General features: G+C 42.5%; 19 protein-coding genes. 12 read left to right on the forward strand and 7 right to left on the reverse strand.

Features of this window, described 5'->3' with window-relative positions; translation table 11 throughout:
- Positions 1-21: 21 nt before the first annotated feature.
- From ACGTN9_RS01350 to fdhF, 3 genes are read right to left on the reverse strand one after another with little or no spacing between them, the layout of a single operon-like run.
- Positions 22-228 carry a heavy-metal-associated domain-containing protein gene (locus ACGTN9_RS01350; RefSeq protein WP_499589777.1) on the reverse strand — a complete coding sequence of 69 codons (207 nt, stop codon included), beginning with the start codon at positions 226-228 and terminating at the stop codon, positions 22-24.
- On the reverse strand, positions 225-719 hold the full coding sequence (locus ACGTN9_RS01355; protein ID WP_499589779.1) for a helical membrane plugin domain-containing protein: 495 nt from the start codon (positions 717-719) through the stop codon (positions 225-227). The genes ACGTN9_RS01350 and ACGTN9_RS01355 overlap by 4 nt, the downstream gene beginning before the upstream one ends.
- The gene (fdhF, locus tag ACGTN9_RS01360) at positions 694-3,684 is read right to left on the reverse strand and encodes a formate dehydrogenase subunit alpha (RefSeq protein ID WP_499589781.1); all 2,991 of its coding nucleotides are present in this window, start codon (positions 3,682-3,684) and stop codon (positions 694-696) included. The genes ACGTN9_RS01355 and fdhF overlap by 26 nt, the downstream gene beginning before the upstream one ends.
- Before the next feature lie 121 nt (positions 3,685-3,805).
- On the opposite strand from fdhF, the gene ACGTN9_RS01365 reads away from it, so the two are divergent.
- Positions 3,806-4,402, forward strand: coding sequence for a DNA-3-methyladenine glycosylase (locus tag ACGTN9_RS01365; RefSeq protein WP_499589783.1), 597 nt, complete (start codon positions 3,806-3,808; stop codon positions 4,400-4,402).
- 11 nt (positions 4,403-4,413) lie between these two features.
- Here the strand turns inward: ACGTN9_RS01365 and ACGTN9_RS01370 are convergent, their stop codons facing one another.
- Positions 4,414-5,139, reverse strand: coding sequence for a DUF421 domain-containing protein (locus ACGTN9_RS01370; protein ID WP_499589785.1), 726 nt, complete (start codon positions 5,137-5,139; stop codon positions 4,414-4,416).
- Between the two features lie 134 nt (positions 5,140-5,273).
- Between ACGTN9_RS01370 and ACGTN9_RS01375 the strand changes: the two genes are divergently transcribed.
- The 7 genes from ACGTN9_RS01375 to ACGTN9_RS01405 all read left to right on the forward strand — a co-directional run bounded on the left by ACGTN9_RS01375 (position 5,274) and on the right by ACGTN9_RS01405 (position 14,454).
- Entirely contained in the window at positions 5,274-6,992 is a 1,719-nt protein-coding gene (locus tag ACGTN9_RS01375; protein ID WP_499589787.1) for an ABC transporter ATP-binding protein, read from the forward strand.
- Positions 6,993-8,828: an ABC transporter ATP-binding protein gene (locus tag ACGTN9_RS01380; RefSeq protein ID WP_499589789.1), complete on the forward strand. Its 1,836-nt coding sequence runs from the start codon at positions 6,993-6,995 to the stop codon at positions 8,826-8,828.
- 69 nt (positions 8,829-8,897) lie between these two features.
- On the forward strand, positions 8,898-9,881 hold the full coding sequence (locus ACGTN9_RS01385; protein WP_499590495.1) for a Gfo/Idh/MocA family protein: 984 nt from the start codon (positions 8,898-8,900) through the stop codon (positions 9,879-9,881).
- A gap of 578 nt (positions 9,882-10,459) precedes the next feature.
- Positions 10,460-11,656 carry an Alp7A family actin-like protein gene (locus ACGTN9_RS01390; protein ID WP_499589791.1) on the forward strand — a complete coding sequence of 399 codons (1,197 nt, stop codon included), beginning with the start codon at positions 10,460-10,462 and terminating at the stop codon, positions 11,654-11,656.
- Positions 11,657-11,665: 9 nt separating this feature from the next.
- Positions 11,666-12,265: a hypothetical protein gene (locus ACGTN9_RS01395; RefSeq protein ID WP_499589792.1), complete on the forward strand. Its 600-nt coding sequence runs from the start codon at positions 11,666-11,668 to the stop codon at positions 12,263-12,265.
- Positions 12,266-12,530: 265 nt separating this feature from the next.
- Complete coding sequence (locus tag ACGTN9_RS01400) at positions 12,531-13,412, forward strand: hypothetical protein (RefSeq protein ID WP_499589794.1); 882 nt, start codon at positions 12,531-12,533, stop codon at positions 13,410-13,412.
- Between the two features lie 136 nt (positions 13,413-13,548).
- Positions 13,549-14,454 carry an NAD(P)/FAD-dependent oxidoreductase gene (locus ACGTN9_RS01405; RefSeq protein ID WP_499589796.1) on the forward strand — a complete coding sequence of 302 codons (906 nt, stop codon included), beginning with the start codon at positions 13,549-13,551 and terminating at the stop codon, positions 14,452-14,454.
- Between the two features lie 94 nt (positions 14,455-14,548).
- On the opposite strand, the gene ACGTN9_RS01410 is transcribed toward ACGTN9_RS01405, so the two are convergent.
- Entirely contained in the window at positions 14,549-15,088 is a 540-nt protein-coding gene (locus ACGTN9_RS01410; RefSeq protein ID WP_499589798.1) for an HD domain-containing protein, read from the reverse strand.
- A 99-nt stretch (positions 15,089-15,187) separates the two neighbouring features.
- Between ACGTN9_RS01410 and ACGTN9_RS01415 the strand changes: the two genes are divergently transcribed.
- The 4 genes from ACGTN9_RS01415 (at position 15,188) to ACGTN9_RS01430 (ending at position 17,714) form a co-directional block, all read left to right on the forward strand.
- Positions 15,188-16,012 carry an aldo/keto reductase gene (locus ACGTN9_RS01415; RefSeq protein ID WP_499589800.1) on the forward strand — a complete coding sequence of 275 codons (825 nt, stop codon included), beginning with the start codon at positions 15,188-15,190 and terminating at the stop codon, positions 16,010-16,012.
- A 94-nt stretch (positions 16,013-16,106) separates the two neighbouring features.
- Positions 16,107-16,349, forward strand: coding sequence for a hypothetical protein (locus ACGTN9_RS01420; RefSeq protein ID WP_499589802.1), 243 nt, complete (start codon positions 16,107-16,109; stop codon positions 16,347-16,349).
- A 122-nt stretch (positions 16,350-16,471) separates the two neighbouring features.
- Complete coding sequence (locus ACGTN9_RS01425) at positions 16,472-17,518, forward strand: ATP synthase beta subunit C-terminal domain-containing protein (RefSeq protein WP_499589804.1); 1,047 nt, start codon at positions 16,472-16,474, stop codon at positions 17,516-17,518.
- Between the two features lie 118 nt (positions 17,519-17,636).
- The gene (locus tag ACGTN9_RS01430; RefSeq protein ID WP_419177281.1) at positions 17,637-17,714 is read left to right on the forward strand and encodes a putative holin-like toxin; all 78 of its coding nucleotides are present in this window, start codon (positions 17,637-17,639) and stop codon (positions 17,712-17,714) included.
- A gap of 223 nt (positions 17,715-17,937) precedes the next feature.
- Here the strand turns inward: ACGTN9_RS01430 and ACGTN9_RS01435 are convergent, their stop codons facing one another.
- Both ACGTN9_RS01435 and ACGTN9_RS01440 read right to left on the reverse strand, forming a co-directional pair.
- The gene (locus ACGTN9_RS01435) at positions 17,938-18,219 is read right to left on the reverse strand and encodes a hypothetical protein (protein WP_499589806.1); all 282 of its coding nucleotides are present in this window, start codon (positions 18,217-18,219) and stop codon (positions 17,938-17,940) included.
- Between the two features lie 147 nt (positions 18,220-18,366).
- Positions 18,367-19,974 (reverse strand): mechanosensitive ion channel, encoded by a 1,608-nt coding sequence (locus ACGTN9_RS01440; protein ID WP_499589808.1) that lies wholly within the window; start codon positions 19,972-19,974, stop codon positions 18,367-18,369.
- Between the last annotated feature and the right edge of the window lie 152 nt (positions 19,975-20,126).

Consider the following 20,126-nt stretch of genomic DNA (forward strand, 5'->3'; position numbering starts at 1 on the left):
AGTGCCTCTTTTACGATACCATTATCCATTTACTTCAAATCCGGAGTCGGCGACTGCCTGGGTGAAATCCTGCCAGGAAGCGGCTTTTTCATCAAAAGAGACCGTTGCCAATCCCAGGTGGGAGTTGACCTCCACGTTCCGAACTCCCCACACATCATATAGTATTTCTTCAACACGTGCCTCATCATCCTTGTGGAAATCAGCTATTGAAAATGTACGTGTAATCAATGGCTATCACCTTTTTCTTCTAATCCTTTACCCATTCCATTCAAAAAGCTGACCATGGTGGAAAGGGCGGTAACAACATGTGGGTCACGAAGAGATTTCATCAATCCCCAAAGGTTGTTCTTATCTGTTTTTTCTGCGTGGCTGGAGGCTGATTCAATTCCTTGCTGTACACTTTCCAGCATCGTCCTTAATTTTTCAGGCTCCAGATTACCGGCGAATCCTAAAGCATAAAAGCTATTCTTTATGGTGTGGTGAATATTCGGCTGGTTGATTTGCTCTACTGCGATAGTGCCGATTTTTTCACGCGCGCTCAGAAATCCTTTCATAATATCGAGTGCTCCCGTTGCTTCCAATTGCTCGACAATTTCAAGCATGCTGGCGATTGCCTGTTTATTATCAGCAATCTGACTCACTAATGCTGATATGTCTTTATGTTGCTGTTCTTCAGCAGTCGCTTGCTGGGTATCAATTTGCTGTATCGCTTTGGCCATCGAACAACCCCTCCTCTTCAATCAATTCAGGTATTGGAGTGAAATCTTCTCGCTCCCATTTTTTTGTCACTCTGACACCGATTTGTGGCTGCGGGTTGCCCAGACGGAAGTTTCCAACAACAATAGGAGATTCTCCTTTTGCTTCTAACAGCTCCATCTTCACCTGCATTTCTTTGTAGTTCGGGGTATGCGTATCTTTATCATGGTAGCTGCTCGTCAGTTTGTTGACGGCTTCTATTTCCTTCCGTGTATTCATTGGCAGATAGAGCTCGTTACCTTTAACTTGATCAGTCACCCAGACACGCAGCTTCACTTTTCCATAAGGGGAAGTCAGACGCACTAATGCCCCCGTTTCTATGTTTCTTTCTTTGGCAAGCTCCGGAGATACTTCCAGCCATGGGTTTGGTACTTTATGAGATATCCCGTCTGATTGGTAAGTCATATTTCCTTCGTGGAAATGTTCCAGAATCCTGCCGTTATTTAAATGGAGATCATACCCCTCGCCAGCTTCATAAGGCGGGGTCCAGTCTACCGGGAAGAGCTTTGCTTTTCCATCCGGGAAGGCAAATTCTTTTTCATATAGTAATGGATGATCCTGTCCATCTTTATCGACTGGCCATACGAGACTGTCCCATCCTTCCAGTCGTTTATAATCAACGCCTGCGAATGCAGGGGCAAGCGCTGCTGATTCAGCCATAATTTCACCTGGGTTATCATAATTCCAATCAGCACCAAGCCGATTAGCAAGCTCCTGGAAAATCTCCCAATCCGGTTTGCTGTCGCCTAATGGCTCCATCACTTTATTCAGCTTTTGGATGCGCCGTTCCGTATTGGTAAATGTACCTTCTTTTTCTAGACTCGGGGCAGCCGGAAGAACGACATCGGCAAACTGGGCTGTTTTAGAAAAGAACACGTCCTGCACAACGAAGAAATCGAGTTTTTCAAAAGCTTCATGGACATAATTGATGTTTGAATCGACCAGTCCCATTTCCTCGCCGAACAGATAGACACCTTTGACGGATCCTTTATGAATGGCCGCGACAATTTCATGATTATTTAGCCCGGGTTCTTTCGGCAGTTGAGTTCCCCACGCTTTTTCATAGCGGCCGCGGATTGCGTCATCATCGACAGCTTCATATCCCGGGAAGAAGTTCGGCATCGTACCAAAATCACTGGCACCCTGCACGTTATTGTGCCCGCGAAGCGGATAAGCTCCTGTGCCGCGTTTGCCGAAGTTTCCAGTCACCAGCAGCAAGTTGGCAATCGAAGTGCTTGTATCGGTGCCCCCCATATGCTGGGTGACCCCCATCGCCCACAGGATACAAGTCGCATTGGATTCATGAATCATCTCCGCTACCTTTTTCATGGTCTCCTGGGTAAGGCCTGTCACGCTTTCTGCATATTCCATCGTGAATTTATCCAGGGATTGCATGTATTCTTCGACATTATTGACACGTTCTTTTAAAAAGTCTTTGGCTTCCCATCCCTGGTCTATCATGTATTTCGCTACGGCTGAAATCCAGACAAGGTCTGTGCCTGGCTTAGGATGCAGGTGTAAATCTGCACGTTCCGCCAGACCATTTTTACGTAAGTCTGCGACTACCAGCTTCTGATCATGCAGTTTATGTGCCCGCTTGATCCGGGTAGCAAGAACCGGGTGCGATTCTTCCGGATTCGCCCCTACGACGATAATCAATTCGGCGGCAGCGATATCTTCAATCGTCCCGGAGTCCCCGCCGATCCCGACTGTCCGCATCAACCCGGCAGAGGCAGGAGTCTGGCAGTAACGCGAGCAGTTATCAATATTGTTCGTATGGAAAATTTGTCTGGCAAGCTTCTGCATCAAATAGTTTTCTTCGTTGGTACACTTAGAGGAAGCTATGAAACCAAGCGCATCGGAACCGTTCTGCTGTTTGATGCCCTGCAGTTTTTCTGCCACAAGTGAGAGGGCTTCATCCCATGAGGCTTCTACAAATTTTTCTCCTTTACGAATCAATGGTGTTTTCAACCGTTCCTTGCTATTAACGAAATCCCAGCCGAATTTCCCTTTGACACATGTGGAAATTCCGTTGGCAGGTGCTTCAGGATGAGGCTGGACTTTTAAAATATCCCGGCCCTTTGTCCATACTTCAAAGCTGCATCCGACCCCACAGTACGTGCAAACTGTCTTCGTTTTATTGATCCGGCTTTCCCGCATCGCAGCTTCAACATTGGATATGGCAAAAATGCCACTATAGCCTGGTTCAACTTCCTTTGTCACATCAATCATTGGTTCAAGTATGTTCTTTGGTATTTTTGTCATATATCCTGCTTCACCAAGCATCGATTTTTCCATTAAGGCGTTGCAAGGGCATACACTGACACAGTGGCCGCAGGAAACGCAGGAGGACTGATTGATCGGAACATCATTATCCCAGATGACACGGGGTTCTTTCCGTTCCCAGTCAATCGAAAGCACCTCACTGACTTGTAAGTCCTGACAGGCTTCTACACATAATCCACAAAGAATACACTGGTCTGGTTCATACCGGTAGAATGGATGGGTGTTATCTGCCGTGTAAGGTTTGGGTGTGAACGGGTATTTCTGATGGTTCACTTGCAGATGCTCGGCAGTGTTATGCACGACGCAGTCTCCATTGTTATTATCACAAACGGTACAGTACAGCTCATGGTTCTCTAATATACGGGACATTCCCTCGAGCTGGGCTTCCTTAACCTTGTCGGATTTATCGGAAACTTGCATGCCTTGTTCGATTTTAGTGGAGCAGGAGCGCTGAAGCTTTCCATTTACATCGACAAAACAAGTGTCACACGTCTGGATGACTCCCACTCCTAAATCAGGCTGTGAAGCGCAAATTCCCGGCATGTAAATGTCGTTGTCACGTGCGGCTTCAAAGATCGACTGTCCTTCATTAGCTTCGATTTCCTGACCATTAATGCTGATTGTCACTTTTTTCATTTCCATCAAAACCACCTATTGTAAAATTAAGTATAGTTAAAGTATGAACAAAACCAGAGTATTCTATAAAAGGAATATTTTTGACAAGCTGATAATGGGGAATGATACCGATACAGGAGGTGTCTGAATGAGTTATCAACCGCTGGAACAAGATTTTTTTCACCAGCCTACATTAGAGCTCGCTGAAGCGTTATTAGGGAAAACATTAGTGAAAGAAACCGAGGAAGGAACTGCTTCAGGCAGAATTGTGGAAACAGAAGCCTACATAGGTCCAGGTGACCGTGCAGCCCATAGTTATGGAAATCGGAGGACGAAACGGACGGAGGTTATGTTTGGAGCGCCAGGTCATGTCTATACGTATGTGATGCATACCCATTGCCTTGTTAACGTAGTGAGCGGCAATGTGCTGGAACCGGAAGCGATATTGATCCGTGCTGTAGAGCCGCTGGAAGGGATTAACTTGATGTACCAGCGCCGCGGAGAAAATAAAAAAGAGATCGAGTTGACTAATGGACCGGGGAAGCTCACGAAAGCGTTGGGAATCATCAAATCAGACTATGGTCTGAAATTCGACCGCCCGCCCTTATATATCGCAGATGGAGATAAGCCTGAATCCATATCTGCCGGTCCTCGGGTTGGCATCGATAACAGTGGAGAAGCTCGTGATTATCCCTGGAGGTTTTGGGTAACTGGAAACCGGTTTGTATCGAAAGCGAGAAAATGACTGTATTACTGTTAATGCTGTACTGGTGGTACCGCTTGTCTAACTTCACTTTTCAGCGTATAGTGCAGCTCTAATTCCCGATTGAGGGAAGCATAAAATACATCATTGATATCTTTGACTCCATTATTAAGCAACTGGCGGCGTACCCAGACAGCTTTCACTCCAAAGTAACTTAAAACTTCCCGTGAGATATCACCCTCAATGATGATCGGCAGAGCGATATCGGAAGAGTAGGGGATGATGTTCATATCCTGTCTCGTCACAGTCTGATGGCGCGCATGTTTCAGTACACTCAACTCGCCATTCGCTTCCACGATTGCTGTCTGAACTTCCGCGATATCAAAGACATCCTTCTCACGCAGCATCTGGAGGACATTATCTATCGAGTAATGGATTTTTTTCATATTTTCATTGATGAACTTGCCATTTTGAATAACCACAGTCGGTTTGAACGTAATCCATCTTCCGAACGAACGGCTGGATATTTTCAGTTTTGCGACAAGCCTCTGTAATAACCCCAGGGTGATAATGGCCACGGCAGTAGGAATATGATTTACTGACGGGTCAGCGATATCCGCCCCAACGACAGACCCGAGGGTCAGGATGATCAGCAAGTCGAAAATCGGAAGTTCTCCGATCGCTCTTTTCCCCATAAAAATAGCGGTAATGAGCATCAAAGGGACGATAGTGGAAATACGCCCAAGTACAAGCAATGATTCTTTCAATAGCTCCAGCATATTTTTTCACTCCTATAAATACTTGGTACTATCTTTTCCAAAATATAGGGGTATTAGACCTGCTTAATGGTTCGCTGAAACCCGTTTTTGCTGTATAATTATAAGAACTTTCAGAACTATCGGGGGAACCGGACATGCGAAGAATGTTTGCTTATGCTTACCACTATAAAATATCGATGTACATTGGGTTGTTTTTGATGGTTGTCGAGCTGGTTGTCGAATTGATCCAGCCATTGTTAATGGCCCGAATCATCGATGATGGAATTTTGCAGGAAGATCTTAAGACAGTTGCGATTTGGGGAGGTGTACTGGTGGCGATTTCACTGGTTGCTTTTGCAGCCGGCATCACCAATTCCTATTTTGCAGCGAATGTCAGCCAGGGGGCAGGCTACGACATGCGCGATGACATGTTCCGAAAAGTCCAGGAATTCACCAGTAAAAACTTTCAGCGTTTTTCAACACCGACATTGATCACGAGGATGACAAATGATGTTACACAAATCCAGAACTTGATTTTTATGTTCATGCGGATAGCCCTGCGCGCCCCGTTATTCATCATCGGCGGGCTCGTGATGGCATTTACCGTACATAAAGAATTAGCGATGATTTTATTATTATCCGTGCCCCTTATGTTGTTGTTCTTATTTTGGATACTGACAAAGGGTGTGACGTATTTTCGTCGTGTTCAGGAAAAGCTGGATAACCTAAACACCATTATCAGGGAAAACCTTGCCGGTATCCGGTTGATCAAAGGTTTTAACCGGGGTAACTATGAAGAAGGCAGGTTCAAGAATGCTAACACATCTTTGATGAACGATAACAAAAAAGCGTTATGGCTGATGGAGTTAGCCATGCCAATGGTCATGCTTGGAATGAACCTGGTCATACTCGTAATCTTATGGTTCGGTGCTAGCCAGCTGAATCTCGGAACTGCGAAAGCGGGGGAAGTTGTGGCTATCATTAATTACGCTACCCGTATGATGTTCACCTTTTCTGTGTTCACCTTTTTAATCATGGTATTTTCGCGAGGACAAGCTTCTGCTAACCGGATTAATGAAATCATAGAGGCTGAAGGAGTACAGACTCACGAACAAAAAGGTGGAATACAAAAAGAAATCCAGGGTGCCGTCGGGTTTGAAGAAGTTTCGTATACTTATCCATCCATTAAGCTGCCTGCTATTGAAAGGATCACTTTTCACGCAAAAGCAGGGGAGACAGTGGGGATCTTAGGAGAAACTGGCTCAGGTAAATCGACGCTCCTTCATCTTATCCCGAGACTGCAGGAGGCAACTAGTGGAAAAGTGCTTATCGATGGAATGCCGATTGAAGAATATGATGTCAAAGCACTGCGTAAGCAAATCAGTCTTGTTCCCCAGGAGATTCATTTATTCTCAGGAAGTGTGAAGGAAAACATTCAATGGGGAAAAGATGATGCCACCATGGAAGAAGTGATAAAAGCGGCAAAGGATGCTCAAATCCATGACTTTATTACATCCCTTCCGGACGGCTATGAGACGAAACTCGGTCAGAAAGGGGTTACCTTTTCCGGCGGGCAAAAACAGCGCCTGTCGATCGCGAGAGCGCTCGTACGGGACCCTAAGATACTCTTGTTAGATGACAGTACCAGTGCGCTTGATGCGCATACAGAAGCCAGGCTGTTAGCAAGCCTGCGGAAGAAGGAGTGCACGGTAGTAATTGTCGCTCAAAAGATAAGCTCTTTAAAGGCCGCTGACAAAATACTATTGATGCATCAAGGTCACATCCTCGCAGCAGGCGACCATGAAACATTACTGAAGAATAATGCCTATTACCAGCAAGTCTACCAGTCCCAGCAAGAAACGGAGGCGATTTAAATGGCGGATAACAAGGGGCATAAACAGACAGAGTCTCCCCAGCTTCCAAAAGCCCGTCATCACGGTATCGGAACAAGGCCTCCAAAAGTAGAAAACATTAAGGCAACTATAAAGAGAGTCTGGAGTTATATGCGAAGCGAGAAGCGGTTGTTCTGGCTGGTACTGGTTATTGTTCTGATCAGTTCGTTATTGTCTTTGTTAGGTCCTTACCTGCTCGGAGTGGCAGTTGATAGAGTGATTGAAGATCCAGAGACCAGTACACTGCTGCAAATGCTGGTTCTATTAGGAGCGGTTTATATATTTCACTCTATAACTTTATGGCTGCAAAACTACTGGATGATCGGCATATCGCAAAACACGGTATTTACGATGCGTAACCACCTGTTTTCACATCTCCAGCGGCTGCCGATTTTATTTTTCCAGGAACGGCAATTCGGAGAGCTGATGAGCCGGCTGACGAATGATATGGAAAATGTCAGCAGAACATTGAACACCGCCGTCATCCAATTCACTACCAGCCTGATCACTATTCTCGGAACTATTGGAATGATGCTGTGGTTAAGTCCACTATTGACGGTACTTACGCTCACCATTGTGCCGGTGATGTATTTCGGAATGAAATGGATTACGAAACGGACGGGGCGGTTTTTCAAGGATCAACAGAGAGAACTTGGGGATATGAATGGCTACGTGGAGGAAATGTTTTCCGGGCAGACGATCATCAAGATGTTCTCCCAGGAACAAAATGTCATCGACACCTTCCGGAAGAAAAACGAAACCCTTAAGCACGCCAGTTACTGGGCACAGACGTACTCCGGTTTTATCCCGAAGCTGATGAATATGCTGAATAATATCAGTTTTGCCATCATCGTCGGCGGGGGAGGGATTCTGGCTGTAAATGGTGCCGTTTCTATCGGGGTAATTGTTACGTTCACTACCTATTCCAGGCAGTTCACCCGTCCATTGAACGACCTTGCCAACCAATTCAATATGATTCTCTCGGCAGTTGCAGGGGCTGATCGCGTTTTTCAGATTATTGATGAAACAGAAGAGACAAAAGATGAGGAACAAGCAGAAGCTATTAAAAACCTCCACGGAGGAATAGAGTTCCGTTCTGTCTACTTTTCCTACGAGGATGAGCAGCCAACCCTGAAAAATATTAATTTTACAGCTTCACCGGGAGAGACAGTAGCCCTTGTCGGGCCGACGGGAGCAGGAAAAACAACCATCATTTCTCTCCTGTCGCGTTTCTATGAAACGGATGAAGGCGAAATACTAGTAGATGGACAGAATCTCAAGCATATCACACGGGACAGCCTCCGAAAGCAGATGGGGGTCGTATTACAGGATGCTACTTTATTCCATACTACGATTAGAGAGAACCTTCGCTATGGCAGGCTGGATGCCAGTGATGAAGAAGTAGAAGATGCCGCCAAAGCAGCTAATGCCCATAGCTTTATCAGCCGTCTTCCGGAAGGCTATGATACAGTCCTTGATGCGGATGGGAAAGGAATCAGTCATGGCCAGCGCCAGTTGCTCTCTATAGCCAGGGCAATACTGGCCGATCCGTCTCTATTGATACTTGATGAAGCAACAAGCAGCATCGATACCGTGACAGAAATCAAAATCAATGAAGCATTGGCTAATTTGATGGAAGGACGGACAAGTTTTGTCATCGCCCATAGGCTTAATACCATCCGTTCAGCCGATTTGATACTGGTACTTCAGGATGGGAAAATTATCGAGCAAGGCAGTCATCAGGAACTGCTTAAAAAAGAGGGTTTCTACGCGGATCTAGTAAGAGCCCAACAAAATAATGATTTGAATGCAGGGTGACAAAGAGGCAATGCCCTTTAGTGCAATATGAAGGTAAACCAAATGTTTTTAGGAAAGGAATTAATAATTATGGTTCGTTTTGGTATTATCGGTACGAATTTTATTACGGAACGATTATTAGAAGATGTAAAAGGTTATGAGGACTTCCAGCTAACAGCAGTGTATTCTCGTACGAAAGAAAGAGCTGAAGAGTTTGCTGAAAGATTCGGTGCTGAAGAGGTATATGTAAGCGTTGAAGATATGGCAAAAAGTAATAATGTTGATGCTGTCTACATAGCCAGTCCCAATTCTTTTCATGCTCAGCAGGCAATCACAGTAATGGAGCAGGGAAAACATGTGTTATGTGAAAAACCGATGGCCTCAAATGTTAAAGAAGTAGAAGCTATGGTTGAAGCAGCTGGAAGAAATGATGTGCTGCTTATGGAGGCCATGAAGACCACTTTCCTGCCAAACTTTCTAAGTATACAAAAGAACATCCATAAAATAGGGAAGGTAAGGCGTTATGTAGGAAGCTTTTGTAAGTATTCCTCTCGTTATGATGCTTATAAGGAGGGAGAGGTCCTTAATGCCTTCAATCCGAAGTTTTCGAATGGTTCGTTGATGGATTTAGGTGTGTATTGTATTTACCCGATGCTGCTTCTCTTCGGAGCTCCTAAAAGCATACAAGCTCATGCAGTGAAGCTGGAGACGGGTGTGGATGGAGAAGGGAGCATCATTTTCAGTTATGATGATAAGGAAGCGGTGGTGATGCACTCCAAGATCTCTACCTCTTTTTCTCCATCTGAAATACAGGGGGAGTATGGCAGTATATTGATTGATAACATTTCCGACCCTGAGCACGTAGAGATTAGATATAAGGATGGGAGTGAGGAAAATCTTACTCAACCCTCTGCTTCTCCCTCTATGTACTATGAGGCAGCTGAGTTCATTAAACTTATTAAAGAAGGTAAAAGAGAGTCGGCTATTAACTCTCATCATCACTCTCTCACTACCATTAAAATAGTTGAAGAAGCCAGGAAGCAGGCTGGAATTGTCTATCCAGCGGATCAATAATCCTATCTGTTAACTTTTGGATATTTTCTCCCTCATTTTAGCCGTTATCTTATTATTGATAATGGCTTTTTTTGTTTGTAATATAAACCTTTTCTTTCTCCCTCCCTCCCTCCCTCCCTTTTTTTCATAGTAATTCATCATTTTCTCTCTATTACCCTCTTATCTTTCCATTAAATACCATACAATTAAACTCAATTCTCTTCGGATATACTATAATCTCTCATTATTCGAGGCTTTTCGTATTTGTAAAATAATAGAATATTAACAGATATTTTCCCAAGTATACAAAAATGCATGCAAGTGTACTTAAAAGTATACATGTACACAAAAAGAATACAAATTGCACACAAATTGGTGTGCAAGTACACAAATCAGTATACATGCTGTTACATAGCCATGTGTACAAATTGTCTTACAAGTACACGGAAATGTATGCTTGTTTGCTTGAATGTATGCAACTATTTTCTTATTGACGATACTATCAATCTGCTATAACTTTAAAATAGTAATTGGATATATAGGTAGTTTATGGAACAGTATGAAAAGTAATCCCAAAATAGAAAGGAAAGTTGTAAAAAATGACAAATTCAAGAATTGCAGCTGTTGATGTTGGTAATGATGCTGTAAAAGCACTATTTGGAAAATTGGATTCCGATCTATACATACCGAATGTGATAGCGCGTGAGGTTGAAGATCGCCCGGTGATCGGAATTGAGGATTTAGATGATAAGGATCCCATCGATAACATTCACATTCGTGTCCACTCCCCTGCCCTTCATGAAAATAATGCAATCTACCGTGTGGGTAACCTGGCAACGAAAAGCTCCAATTCTACAGAACTGGATCCAGGAAGCAGTAAAGCAGAAGAAGATCAGACATTAGTCATGTTGTTTGCAGCGCTTGCACTGGATGCTGTAAATGAAAAAACACCTGAAAAAGGCTTCAAAACGAATAATGGTGTCATCGATGCAAATTACACATTGGGTACCGGCCTGCCATTAAGAGAAGTAAAAGAAGGAAAAGATGTTGGCTATCGTTCTCAACTGCTAGGTTCAGTGCACCAGGTAGAGTTTCTTGTAACGCCAAAATATCAAGGCAAGAAAGTAAATATTAAATTTGAGGAAGTGAAAGTTTATCCGGAAGGTTTCGCGGCATATATCAACCTGGTAATGGATAACCATTTGAATATCATCAATAAAGACTTGATCGATAAGCAGATTCTTATTCAGGATATCGGGGGACTTTCTACAGATATCGCTGTGATCCGTAACCGTAATGTAGATGATGATAAGGCGCAAGGGTTCAATCTTGGGGTATCTGAATCTCTTGAACAAATCCGTGAAGAAATCAGAAGCAAGCACGGCGTAGAATTAGACAGCCGCAGAGATGTCGTTGATATCATTACTCGTAAAAATGACCGTAACCACATCATGGTTAAAGGTAGCAGAACAAGCGTGCATGATATTACGGATCGTATTTTGCTGGAACTTGCGAAAAAAGAATACCGCTTCCTTCGTAATGTATGGCAAAAGAACTCCCAGTCAGAAATCTGCTACTTTGTCGGAGGTGGTGCCTCTGTCTTGAAAGATTACTTGAAGACATTGAATAACAACCTGGATGGTTTCAATATTGAATTCTTTGAGGATGAAAAAGAAAGTATCTGGATGATGTCCAATGCTTACTACAAGCTGATCTCTGACTTTATCCGCAAGAACGACAGCCGTAAAGTGGAAGATAAAAAAGGTGAAAAACAAAAAGCTTCTTCATCAAAATAGGGTGATTGTATGAGTAATGCAGGGAAAGGTATTCAGAGGGGACAGTCCATCACATTTCGCGTCCCTTCTGACACGCCTGACCATCTACTAAAACAACTGAGTAAATTGAAAGAAACAGAACGCAGGAATTTCTCGAGTAAAATTGCTCAGTTCGTTTTAGATGGGGTCAATGAATCTCTTTCAAAAGATAGGGAGACTATCACGATTCCACTTCCAAGACAATTGACAAAAGAACAACGAAATTGGATCAAACATGAGCATTCGGAAGCGCTGCTTGGGAGCATCATTCATCACTTGCTTGCTGATCCGGTCAGAGCCACTTCGCTTCTTGCTTCTATGAATAGCAACAATCTAAATATAGATGAAGCTTTATACTTACAAGAAGAAATGGCAGCAACTACTGCGGTAGAAGAAAAAAGTGAGCCTGTACCATCAGAAAAAGAAGAGAAAGACGAGAAAGACTGGGCAGAGATGGATAAGGCTTTGGATGACCTTAACTTTGACCAAATGAGAGACGAACTGAAAGAGCACCAAGATGATCGCGAAGACGATGAAGAAGAATCGGATGATGATCTGCTTGGAGGCTTTCTTTCAAAAATGAATAATTAATAAAAAATGACTTTCAGAAAAGGTAGTGCTTTTCCTGAAAGTCATTTTTTTATACTTTAGGATAGTTTAACCTTGTTAAAGGATTAAAGTATAAGAAAAACTAAGGCTTTCGCCATAATTACTTGGCGATAAGCCAAGTTTTTCTAATAAGTGAAACTCAGGGTTTTAAATCTAAAAAATAAGTATTAAGTCCTGATTTAATAGGGAAATGGCTGCGTTGTTTTTCCATGTTCTGGGGCATATAATGTAATAAACGAGTTGGGAGGTGGAGGGGATCGAGATACTTTTACCTGAAAATTTAAGAGAAGGCTTAGCGGCAGTAACTATTTTGCTTGGACTTATCAGTTCATTTCTTTCATTCAAATCTGTGTTAAAAGCTCATGCTTTAAAAATTGCTGGAATTTTGTTATTGCTTGGCTTATGTTTGTTTGCCAATAACACATGGAGCTATTTTGCTGGAATATTCATCATTGCCAGTGCTGTTACCAGGACGGAATATTTGCAGAATCTCGCTGCTATTATACGGGGGAATAAAGAGTATTTCGACTATAAAAAAGAGTTCGTGTCGAACCAGGAGATATTCGATCATAAACTTCAGGAGATCATCGAGTTTGAACAAGGTGAAAAACAGTCTTCGGATGATGCGGAATTGGTCACTGCCACCCCTGGGGGAGTAAATACTATAGAAACTTTGCAGCCTTTACAATTAGCTCTCATAGCAGAAGATTTTGCTTTTAAAGAAATCGAAAGACGCTACAATACCCCAATCCAGCGCCATATTAGGATTACAACAAAGGAGAAGCGGTTAGAGTTTGACGGGCTGTTAGAACTGAAAGATAAAAATGTCATATGTGCTACTAAAATCATTCCTCATGATCCATTTCCTATCGAACCACTCACCTATTCCATTCAACACATCCTGCACGAAACAGTTGAATATCAAAAAATCATCCATAAAAATAAGAAAATCAGTATAAGTTATGTTGTTGTCAGTGCTTTTGTGAAGGAAACCAAAGAAGATCTGATAAAGCAATTAAGTAAAATCAATCTAAAAAACACCTCTGATGAAGTAGAAGTAGAATACCTGTTATTCACTTTTGATGAATTAGGGATACCTGCTTCACATCCGTTAACAAGCCTCTCGTAAAGAGAGGTTTTTTTGTTAGATAGATAAATGATTTCTAATATTTCCTGGGGAATATATTTAAATGAGTGAACTAATGTATGGGATTCACAAGGTAAGTGACACTAAGAGGATAGGTGAATAATTAGGAGTGGTACCAGTGAAAAAATATGAGGCAGTAATTGTAGGGGGAGGCATTGCAGGACTTCAGGCGGCGATTCAGTTGGGGAGGTATCAGCATGAAACTTTGGTGATTGATTCAGACAGAGGAAGGTCGAATTTATGTCGTTGTTATCATAACTTGCTAGGATGGCCTGATGGCATCAGTGGCAAGGAGCTTCGGTCAATTGGTAAACAACAGGCAGAACGATTAGGAGTTAATTTTCTTCAGGATACTGTGTCAGATGTAAGAAAAGAGGGGAATGGCTTTCTTATCTCTACCAATGAACATAGCGACTTCATTACTTCCTGCGTTTTGTTGGCTACCGGTGTAGTCGATCGTATTCCTCCTAAGTTTACAGACCTTTACCCCTGTCTTGGGTTACGTGTGTTTATTTGTCCGGATTGTGATGGGTATCAAGTGAAAGGGGAGCGGACATTAGTGCTTGGGACAGGAAATCCGGGGGCTAATATGGCATTAACTCTTTCTTATTGGACGGAGGATCTTACTTACATCAATCATGAACGGAGGGGAGTTGATTCCAATTTACAGGCCCAACTTGCCGAAAAAAATATTAAGTATATTCACCAATCAGTGGATCGGGTTTTATCAGATGAGGATACATTCCATGGGGTTGTTTTACAAGATGGTAGCCGGATCGAAGTGAAGTATGCTTTTTTAGCTTTTGGAGGAAATAAAGTGAAATCTGAATTGGCAAAAGGAATCGGAGTCGAACTGCATCATAATCAACATATCCTTGTCGATGGCAGGACGAAAATGACGAATATATCAGGGGTGTGGGCAGCCGGGGATGTCGTTGCCCATTCGGAACAAGTGGCCGTAGCTATGGGAGAAGGACTTCAGGCTGCAATCTGGATGCATAAAAAGATTATCGGAGAAAAATAAACAAAGGACAGGCTTACGTTAAAATACCAGGCCTATCCTTTATTAGTATAAAGGTTGGTTATTACCATGTGAAAGGAGTCAAATGTTTGTGTTATTATCCAAAGACTCTGGCAACTGCTTTTTCATACTTCTTGAAGAAGTCCGGGGTTTCAGCTTTTAGAAAGCCGTCATACATGTGGTTAGCAACTGATTCGTAGTACCATTTTTGCTTTTCGTATCCGGCGTTAAAGTTGTTCCAAACTTTATCCCCGTGCTTTTCCAACTCTTGTTCTGTTGATAAAAGATTGTCCAGTTTATCGGCGATAATCAGGTACTTAACATTTTTTGATCCTGTTTTAACCGTATCGATGGTGTGTTGTTTGCGTTCTTTCCAGGTTTTTGACTTATCTTCTGTATGGGAAGCTACCAGACGTGAAACTTCTTTGCCAAACTCGTTTTCAATATCTGAAATATCATAGTCGGTATCCTCCACGACATCATGCAGGTAGCCCGCGCAAACCACCTCTATAGAGCAGCCTGCCTGGTGCAGCGTTTCTGCTACTTGTATTGGATGGACGATGTATGGCTTACCTGTGCCTTTTCTTTGCTGCCCCTCATGAGCTTTCTCTGCAAATAGCTTAGCTTTATCCAGCATGGGAACCCCTCCGGTCTGTTTTGTTTTAATTGCTTATATAGGTCTTACCCTATTCTCTTATGATAAACTACAGTTATTACAAATAAAGGAGTGTTTTCTATGCAGAAAGTAACTTTACATAACGGCAACATCATGCCACAGCTCGGCTTTGGAGTGTGGCAAGTAGAAGATGAAGAGGCTGTTCCAGCAGTAAAAAAAGCCTTGGAAACAGGTTATCGCTCTATAGATACAGCTGCCATCTACGGAAATGAACGCGGAGTGGGGAAAGCCATCCAGGAAAGCGGTTTACCGCGTGAGGAGCTTTTTATTACCACGAAAGTATGGAACACCGATCAAGGCTATGAAAATACCTTAAAAGCCTTCGACGAAAGCTTAGAAAAGCTTGGGCTTGAATATGTAGATTTATATCTGATTCATTGGCCGACACCAGAGTTCGATGACTACGTAGAGACGTATAAGGCCTTGGAAAAGTTGTATCATGATGGACGTGTAAAAGCAATCGGTGTATGTAACTTTGACATCGACCACCTGCAGCGTATCCTCGATGAATGTGAAGTGACACCAGTATTAAATCAGGTCGAATGCCATCCATACCTTGCGCAAAATGAAATGAAAGACTTCTGTAAGAAGCATGGCATTTACGTAGAGGCGTGGAGTCCGCTGATGCAGGGTGGAGAAGTTCTTAGTAATGAAGCAGTTAAAGAAGTGGCTAATAAGCACGGAAAGAGTGCTGCTCAAGTAATTATTCGCTGGCATTTACAAAACGATACCATCGTCATCCCTAAATCAGTGACACCTTCTCGCATCGAGGAGAACTTCGAGGTATTTGATTTTGAATTGGACAAGGAAGATATGGAAAAAATAGATTCCTTAGACCGTAACGAGCGAAAAGGTCCTAAGCCGTCTGAAATGAATATTCGGTAAATTCACTTCAGGTTAGATATAAGCATGAGAACTGACTTTCCGGGGAAAACATAACAACAAGACATACCATTAAGTGAGGAAAGGATGTGGCCCCATGGTTTTTGTGGCAGTGATACTCACATTAATAGGAACTTTAGGTTTTACTGGTTATGTAAAAGAATCAAAGATTGTTGCTGCGTTCTATACGATTTCTCTTATTAGTATCGCGATATCCTTGTTCGGCACTTTTGTAATTAATGGGGAGACAGGAAGTCTGGTGATGATCATAGGCGGAATTATCAGTATTGGCGCATTAATCGGTATTATATTAACCAAACCAGAAAATGTAGAAGCATAAGAGGGAACGGTCGAAAAGACCGTTCTTTTATTATGAGAAAAAATAATTACGTTATAGAGTAATTTTATATTGCTTTATTGAGTAATATAAATTACTATTAAAAGTAACAGGGGGTGTGTTTTGTGGAAGACTTACGTTTGAACGTGGCTTTACTGAGACGGCGTGTCCCTAATTTAACAAGTGCCGCCAAATCGGTAGGATTACGCCCTGCTACGGTTTCCAATCTTAGTACAGGGAAAATCCCTGTCGGAAGGGCGGAAGTAAGGACGCTTGTTGCTTTGGCTTCATTGGCTGAATGTAGTCTCGATGAACTGATTATCAGAGGGGAGAAGGTAGAAATGATTGAAACGGGTATCAAGGCTTTAGATTTGTTTGCTCCGTTGACGAAAAGTGGGACGATAGGATTGGTAGCGAGGCCTGGAATGGGGCAGCTTGTAATATTAGCTGAGGTTTTTCATCGCTTGAAACAACAAGGGCATCAAACTATTTTATTGGAGCCTGAGGGTAAACATACGGAAGTAGACGACATTTCAACGTATATCGATCATACGTTTCACTCAATTGATGAAGCATATGAGTATATAGCAAAGCTTTCAAATAAGACCGAGGTTGTTTTCGCCGCAGACCGTTCCCACGTCCTTACGGGTGATATTCAAGATTTGCAGGAACGTCTTCAAAATATAGGCGTTGACTCAGTTACTACTTTCTTAGTTGATTTAAAAGGTGAAGTGGTAGACGAAGATTTACCTTATGGCCCTTTAGAAACCCTGTTACAATTTGATGCTGATTTAGCTGCCAGAAATATGTTTCCTGCCATCAACCCAATTTATTCAACCTCCTCTGTATTAGAAGGCGCGCATCTCGATCAAACACACCTCACCATACAGCAGCGTGCTCAAAAACTACTGCGCAGGTACCGTGAACTGCGTGCAATCGTCAACGTCAAAGGGATAGACAGTTTACCAGAAACAGAAGCACCTCTCTATAAACGGGGAGAGTTGCTGGAAGCCTATTTAACGCAGCCATTTTACGTCGCGGAAGCATTCACCGGGCAAAAAGGAGAAACGGTAACTTTAAAAGAGACGTTAATGGATGTTCGAAAGATTTTAGATGGTGCCAATGATGCAAAAGAAGTAAGAGAACTCAGCTATGTCGGTAAAATTCATTGATTAATTCGCCTCCCTCCTGATAAGGGGGGCTTTTTTAAGTGGAATTTTCTTTTTTTAGGAAAAATTGAATAGGACAAACATATGTTTGGGAAGGCTTTACATAAGGAGGCGATAAAAGATGAACACCTTTGAAGTACTGACGTTGATGTTAAGCTTTGGCATGTTTGTAATCGCTGTCCTAAAGTTCGACAAGTGATAACCCTCTTGGCACGCTTAGCCGGCGTGTTATTTTTTTGCGAAAAGCAATATATTACACGATATATTCATGCACTGATTTTGTAATATGCTCATCAGTGGATAGCTGGCGACATTACTCTATTGGGAAGAGGCTGAGAAGCAGGCTAACTTGCTTTTAACCTTTGGTTCAGCGAAGAGAAGAAAAAAACCAGCTCTTATAAAATGAGCTGGCTTCTGATTAGTTATTTTGTTTCTTTTTTTATCGGTCCAATCAGTTTGGAAATACGGTGAATGACAAACATCTGGATAAATACGATCAAGGATAAAATCGCCATGGTAAGGATGATGCCTGACAGTGACCCTTTGCCAATGATTCCGATCATCAGACCAAGGCTCCCCCCAACCACAATCGAAGGGTAGACCATGCTGTTGGTTATTTCGCCTTTTCTGGCAAAATACCTGTTTATAAAAAAGGCTACAATTATCAAAATCGCTGCTATAAATGCGGTGAAAAGCTGTGTCAAAGTAACCCTCCTTTAGGGGTAAGCGTATACTTTTCTTTACCTTATCAAAGTTTGGTTTATTTGTTAAATGACAAATTTGTTACTTGATGTCCTTAAAAATAAAGAAAAAGCAGCCTCAATAAAGGCTGCTTTTTCTGGATGAAGTATTTAAAGTGGATTATCCGGATCATTAAATGGCTTATTCTGATCTGTGCCAGGGTTGTTTGGGATGTCGTTATTATTTTGGTCAAATCTGGACTTATTCTGGTTTTGAACTTCGATTCGTTCTAATTTAGTATCCCATTTATGCAGATACTTTGCTGCCAGTTCGCGTCCACCAAGTCCAAAGGAAAGACCGAACGCAATGGCCAATCCACCAAGGATCAGGATGAATGCTGCATTGACGATACTGTCTGCTACACCAAGCTGGTCTAAAGCCATAAATACCGCCAATGCAAAGATAGTATATTTAGCAATAGCTGACAGCATACGATAGCCAGGACCATGCAGGATGTTATGCAACAGCTTTTGGACAAGGTTCCCGACATATAGACCTACGAACAAGATGACGATTGCCGCAAAAACGCTAGGCAGATAAGCGATAACGCCAGTTGCAAGATCTACAAGGAATTCCAGCTGGATAATCTGCAGAGCTTCAACTGTGAACAGGACGACAATCAGGATTTGCACGATGGCTCCGATGATCCGGGAAATGCTGTAATTACTCTCATCCGGATCCCAGTTTCCGACACCCATATTTTTTGCCATGGAGTTGACACCCAGGCGCTCGAGTAAGTTGGCTGTGATCTGGCCGACCCATTTACCTACCCAAATACCTGCCAAAATAAGTACAATGGCAACTGCGATATTTGGAATCATCGCCAGGACGTTGTTAAGCATGTTGATCGCAGGGTCTGTTATACCTCTGATTTCAAGTTGCTCCAGCGCGGAGATAACAACGGGAATCAAAATAAGAATATAGACAATGGTACCGATGATTCTGGATAAGCTGGTACCTTCAAGAATTTTGTCGAGTCCCATACGGTGAGCTGCTCGTTCTGTACCGATGCTCTTAAGGAATTTAGTCAAAATATCCCGTACAAGCTTAGCGACAAACCACCCAATCAGAAGAATGAGTGCCGCTGCAAATAGTTTTGGAATAAATGCCAGGAACGATTCAATCATGTTTGTGAATGGCTCAGAAATACCGGTGATCTGCAACGCGGACAGAACAGCTGGCAGGAAGAGAAGCAATACTAAATAAAAGACAATATTTGCGGCGCTTTGAATACCTCGTTGTGATGAATGCTCATCATCTGCTAAGCCGAATCTCTCCATTTTATGTCCGAGGTCGAATTTTTCACCGGCTTTGACGACCACCCAGCTAAGTGCTTTGGCGACTAACCACGCAACCAGTAGGATAAGTGCTGCTTTCAAGATGTTAGGAATGGCTGCGAATAAAGTAGATAACATATCTGAAAGTGGTGCAGCGATAATGTTCAAGTTCAAGATATTAAAGAAAATGACAAATACAAAAATAAGTACAATCCAGTAGACAACCTTACTGATTATTTTCTCCGAGGACCATTTTTTGTTGTCGTTCCTTCTTTCTTTTTCAGCAGAAAACAATTTGTCATCCAGACTCGTTTTCTCCAAGCCTTTCTTGACACCTTTTTCAATAGCCTTGGCTACCATCCAGCCAATAAGTAAGACTAATAGTGCAACTATCAGGTTAGGTATTCCTTCCAAAAAACCTGACCATTGAATGTTGTTCATCTACTCATCTCCTTTATCAATAAAATTATTACAAGGGTACACTACCCTTATCTGCTTGCTTTAAACAAACAGGGCTGGCATTCCCTTAAACGGGAAAACCAGCCCTGTTGCTAAGTTACTATACGGGTATGAATTTTCTGTTAATTACCCCT

It is taken from the genome of Halobacillus sp. B23F22_5, from assembly GCF_043497085.1.
In the GTDB taxonomy this organism is placed as follows: Bacteria; Bacillota; Bacilli; order Bacillales; family Halobacillaceae; genus Thalassobacillus.

Coding starts and splice junctions, on each gene's coding strand:
- ACGTN9_RS01380 (WP_499589789.1), top strand. CDS start 6,993: ATGGCGGATAACAAGGGGCATAAACAGACAGAGTCTCCCCAGCTTCCA.
- ACGTN9_RS01370 (WP_499589785.1), bottom strand. CDS start 5,139: ATGCTGGAGCTATTGAAAGAATCATTGCTTGTACTTGGGCGTATTTCC.
- ACGTN9_RS01365 (WP_499589783.1), top strand. CDS start 3,806: ATGAGTTATCAACCGCTGGAACAAGATTTTTTTCACCAGCCTACATTA.
- ACGTN9_RS01420 (WP_499589802.1), top strand. CDS start 16,107: ATGGTTTTTGTGGCAGTGATACTCACATTAATAGGAACTTTAGGTTTT.
- ACGTN9_RS01390 (WP_499589791.1), top strand. CDS start 10,460: ATGACAAATTCAAGAATTGCAGCTGTTGATGTTGGTAATGATGCTGTA.
- ACGTN9_RS01430 (WP_419177281.1), top strand. CDS start 17,637: ATGAACACCTTTGAAGTACTGACGTTGATGTTAAGCTTTGGCATGTTT.
- fdhF (WP_499589781.1), bottom strand. CDS start 3,684: ATGGAAATGAAAAAAGTGACAATCAGCATTAATGGTCAGGAAATCGAA.
- ACGTN9_RS01375 (WP_499589787.1), top strand. CDS start 5,274: ATGCGAAGAATGTTTGCTTATGCTTACCACTATAAAATATCGATGTAC.
- ACGTN9_RS01385 (WP_499590495.1), top strand. CDS start 8,898: ATGGTTCGTTTTGGTATTATCGGTACGAATTTTATTACGGAACGATTA.
- ACGTN9_RS01415 (WP_499589800.1), top strand. CDS start 15,188: ATGCAGAAAGTAACTTTACATAACGGCAACATCATGCCACAGCTCGGC.
- ACGTN9_RS01410 (WP_499589798.1), bottom strand. CDS start 15,088: ATGCTGGATAAAGCTAAGCTATTTGCAGAGAAAGCTCATGAGGGGCAG.
- ACGTN9_RS01395 (WP_499589792.1), top strand. CDS start 11,666: ATGAGTAATGCAGGGAAAGGTATTCAGAGGGGACAGTCCATCACATTT.
- ACGTN9_RS01440 (WP_499589808.1), bottom strand. CDS start 19,974: ATGAACAACATTCAATGGTCAGGTTTTTTGGAAGGAATACCTAACCTG.
- ACGTN9_RS01355 (WP_499589779.1), bottom strand. CDS start 719: ATGGCCAAAGCGATACAGCAAATTGATACCCAGCAAGCGACTGCTGAA.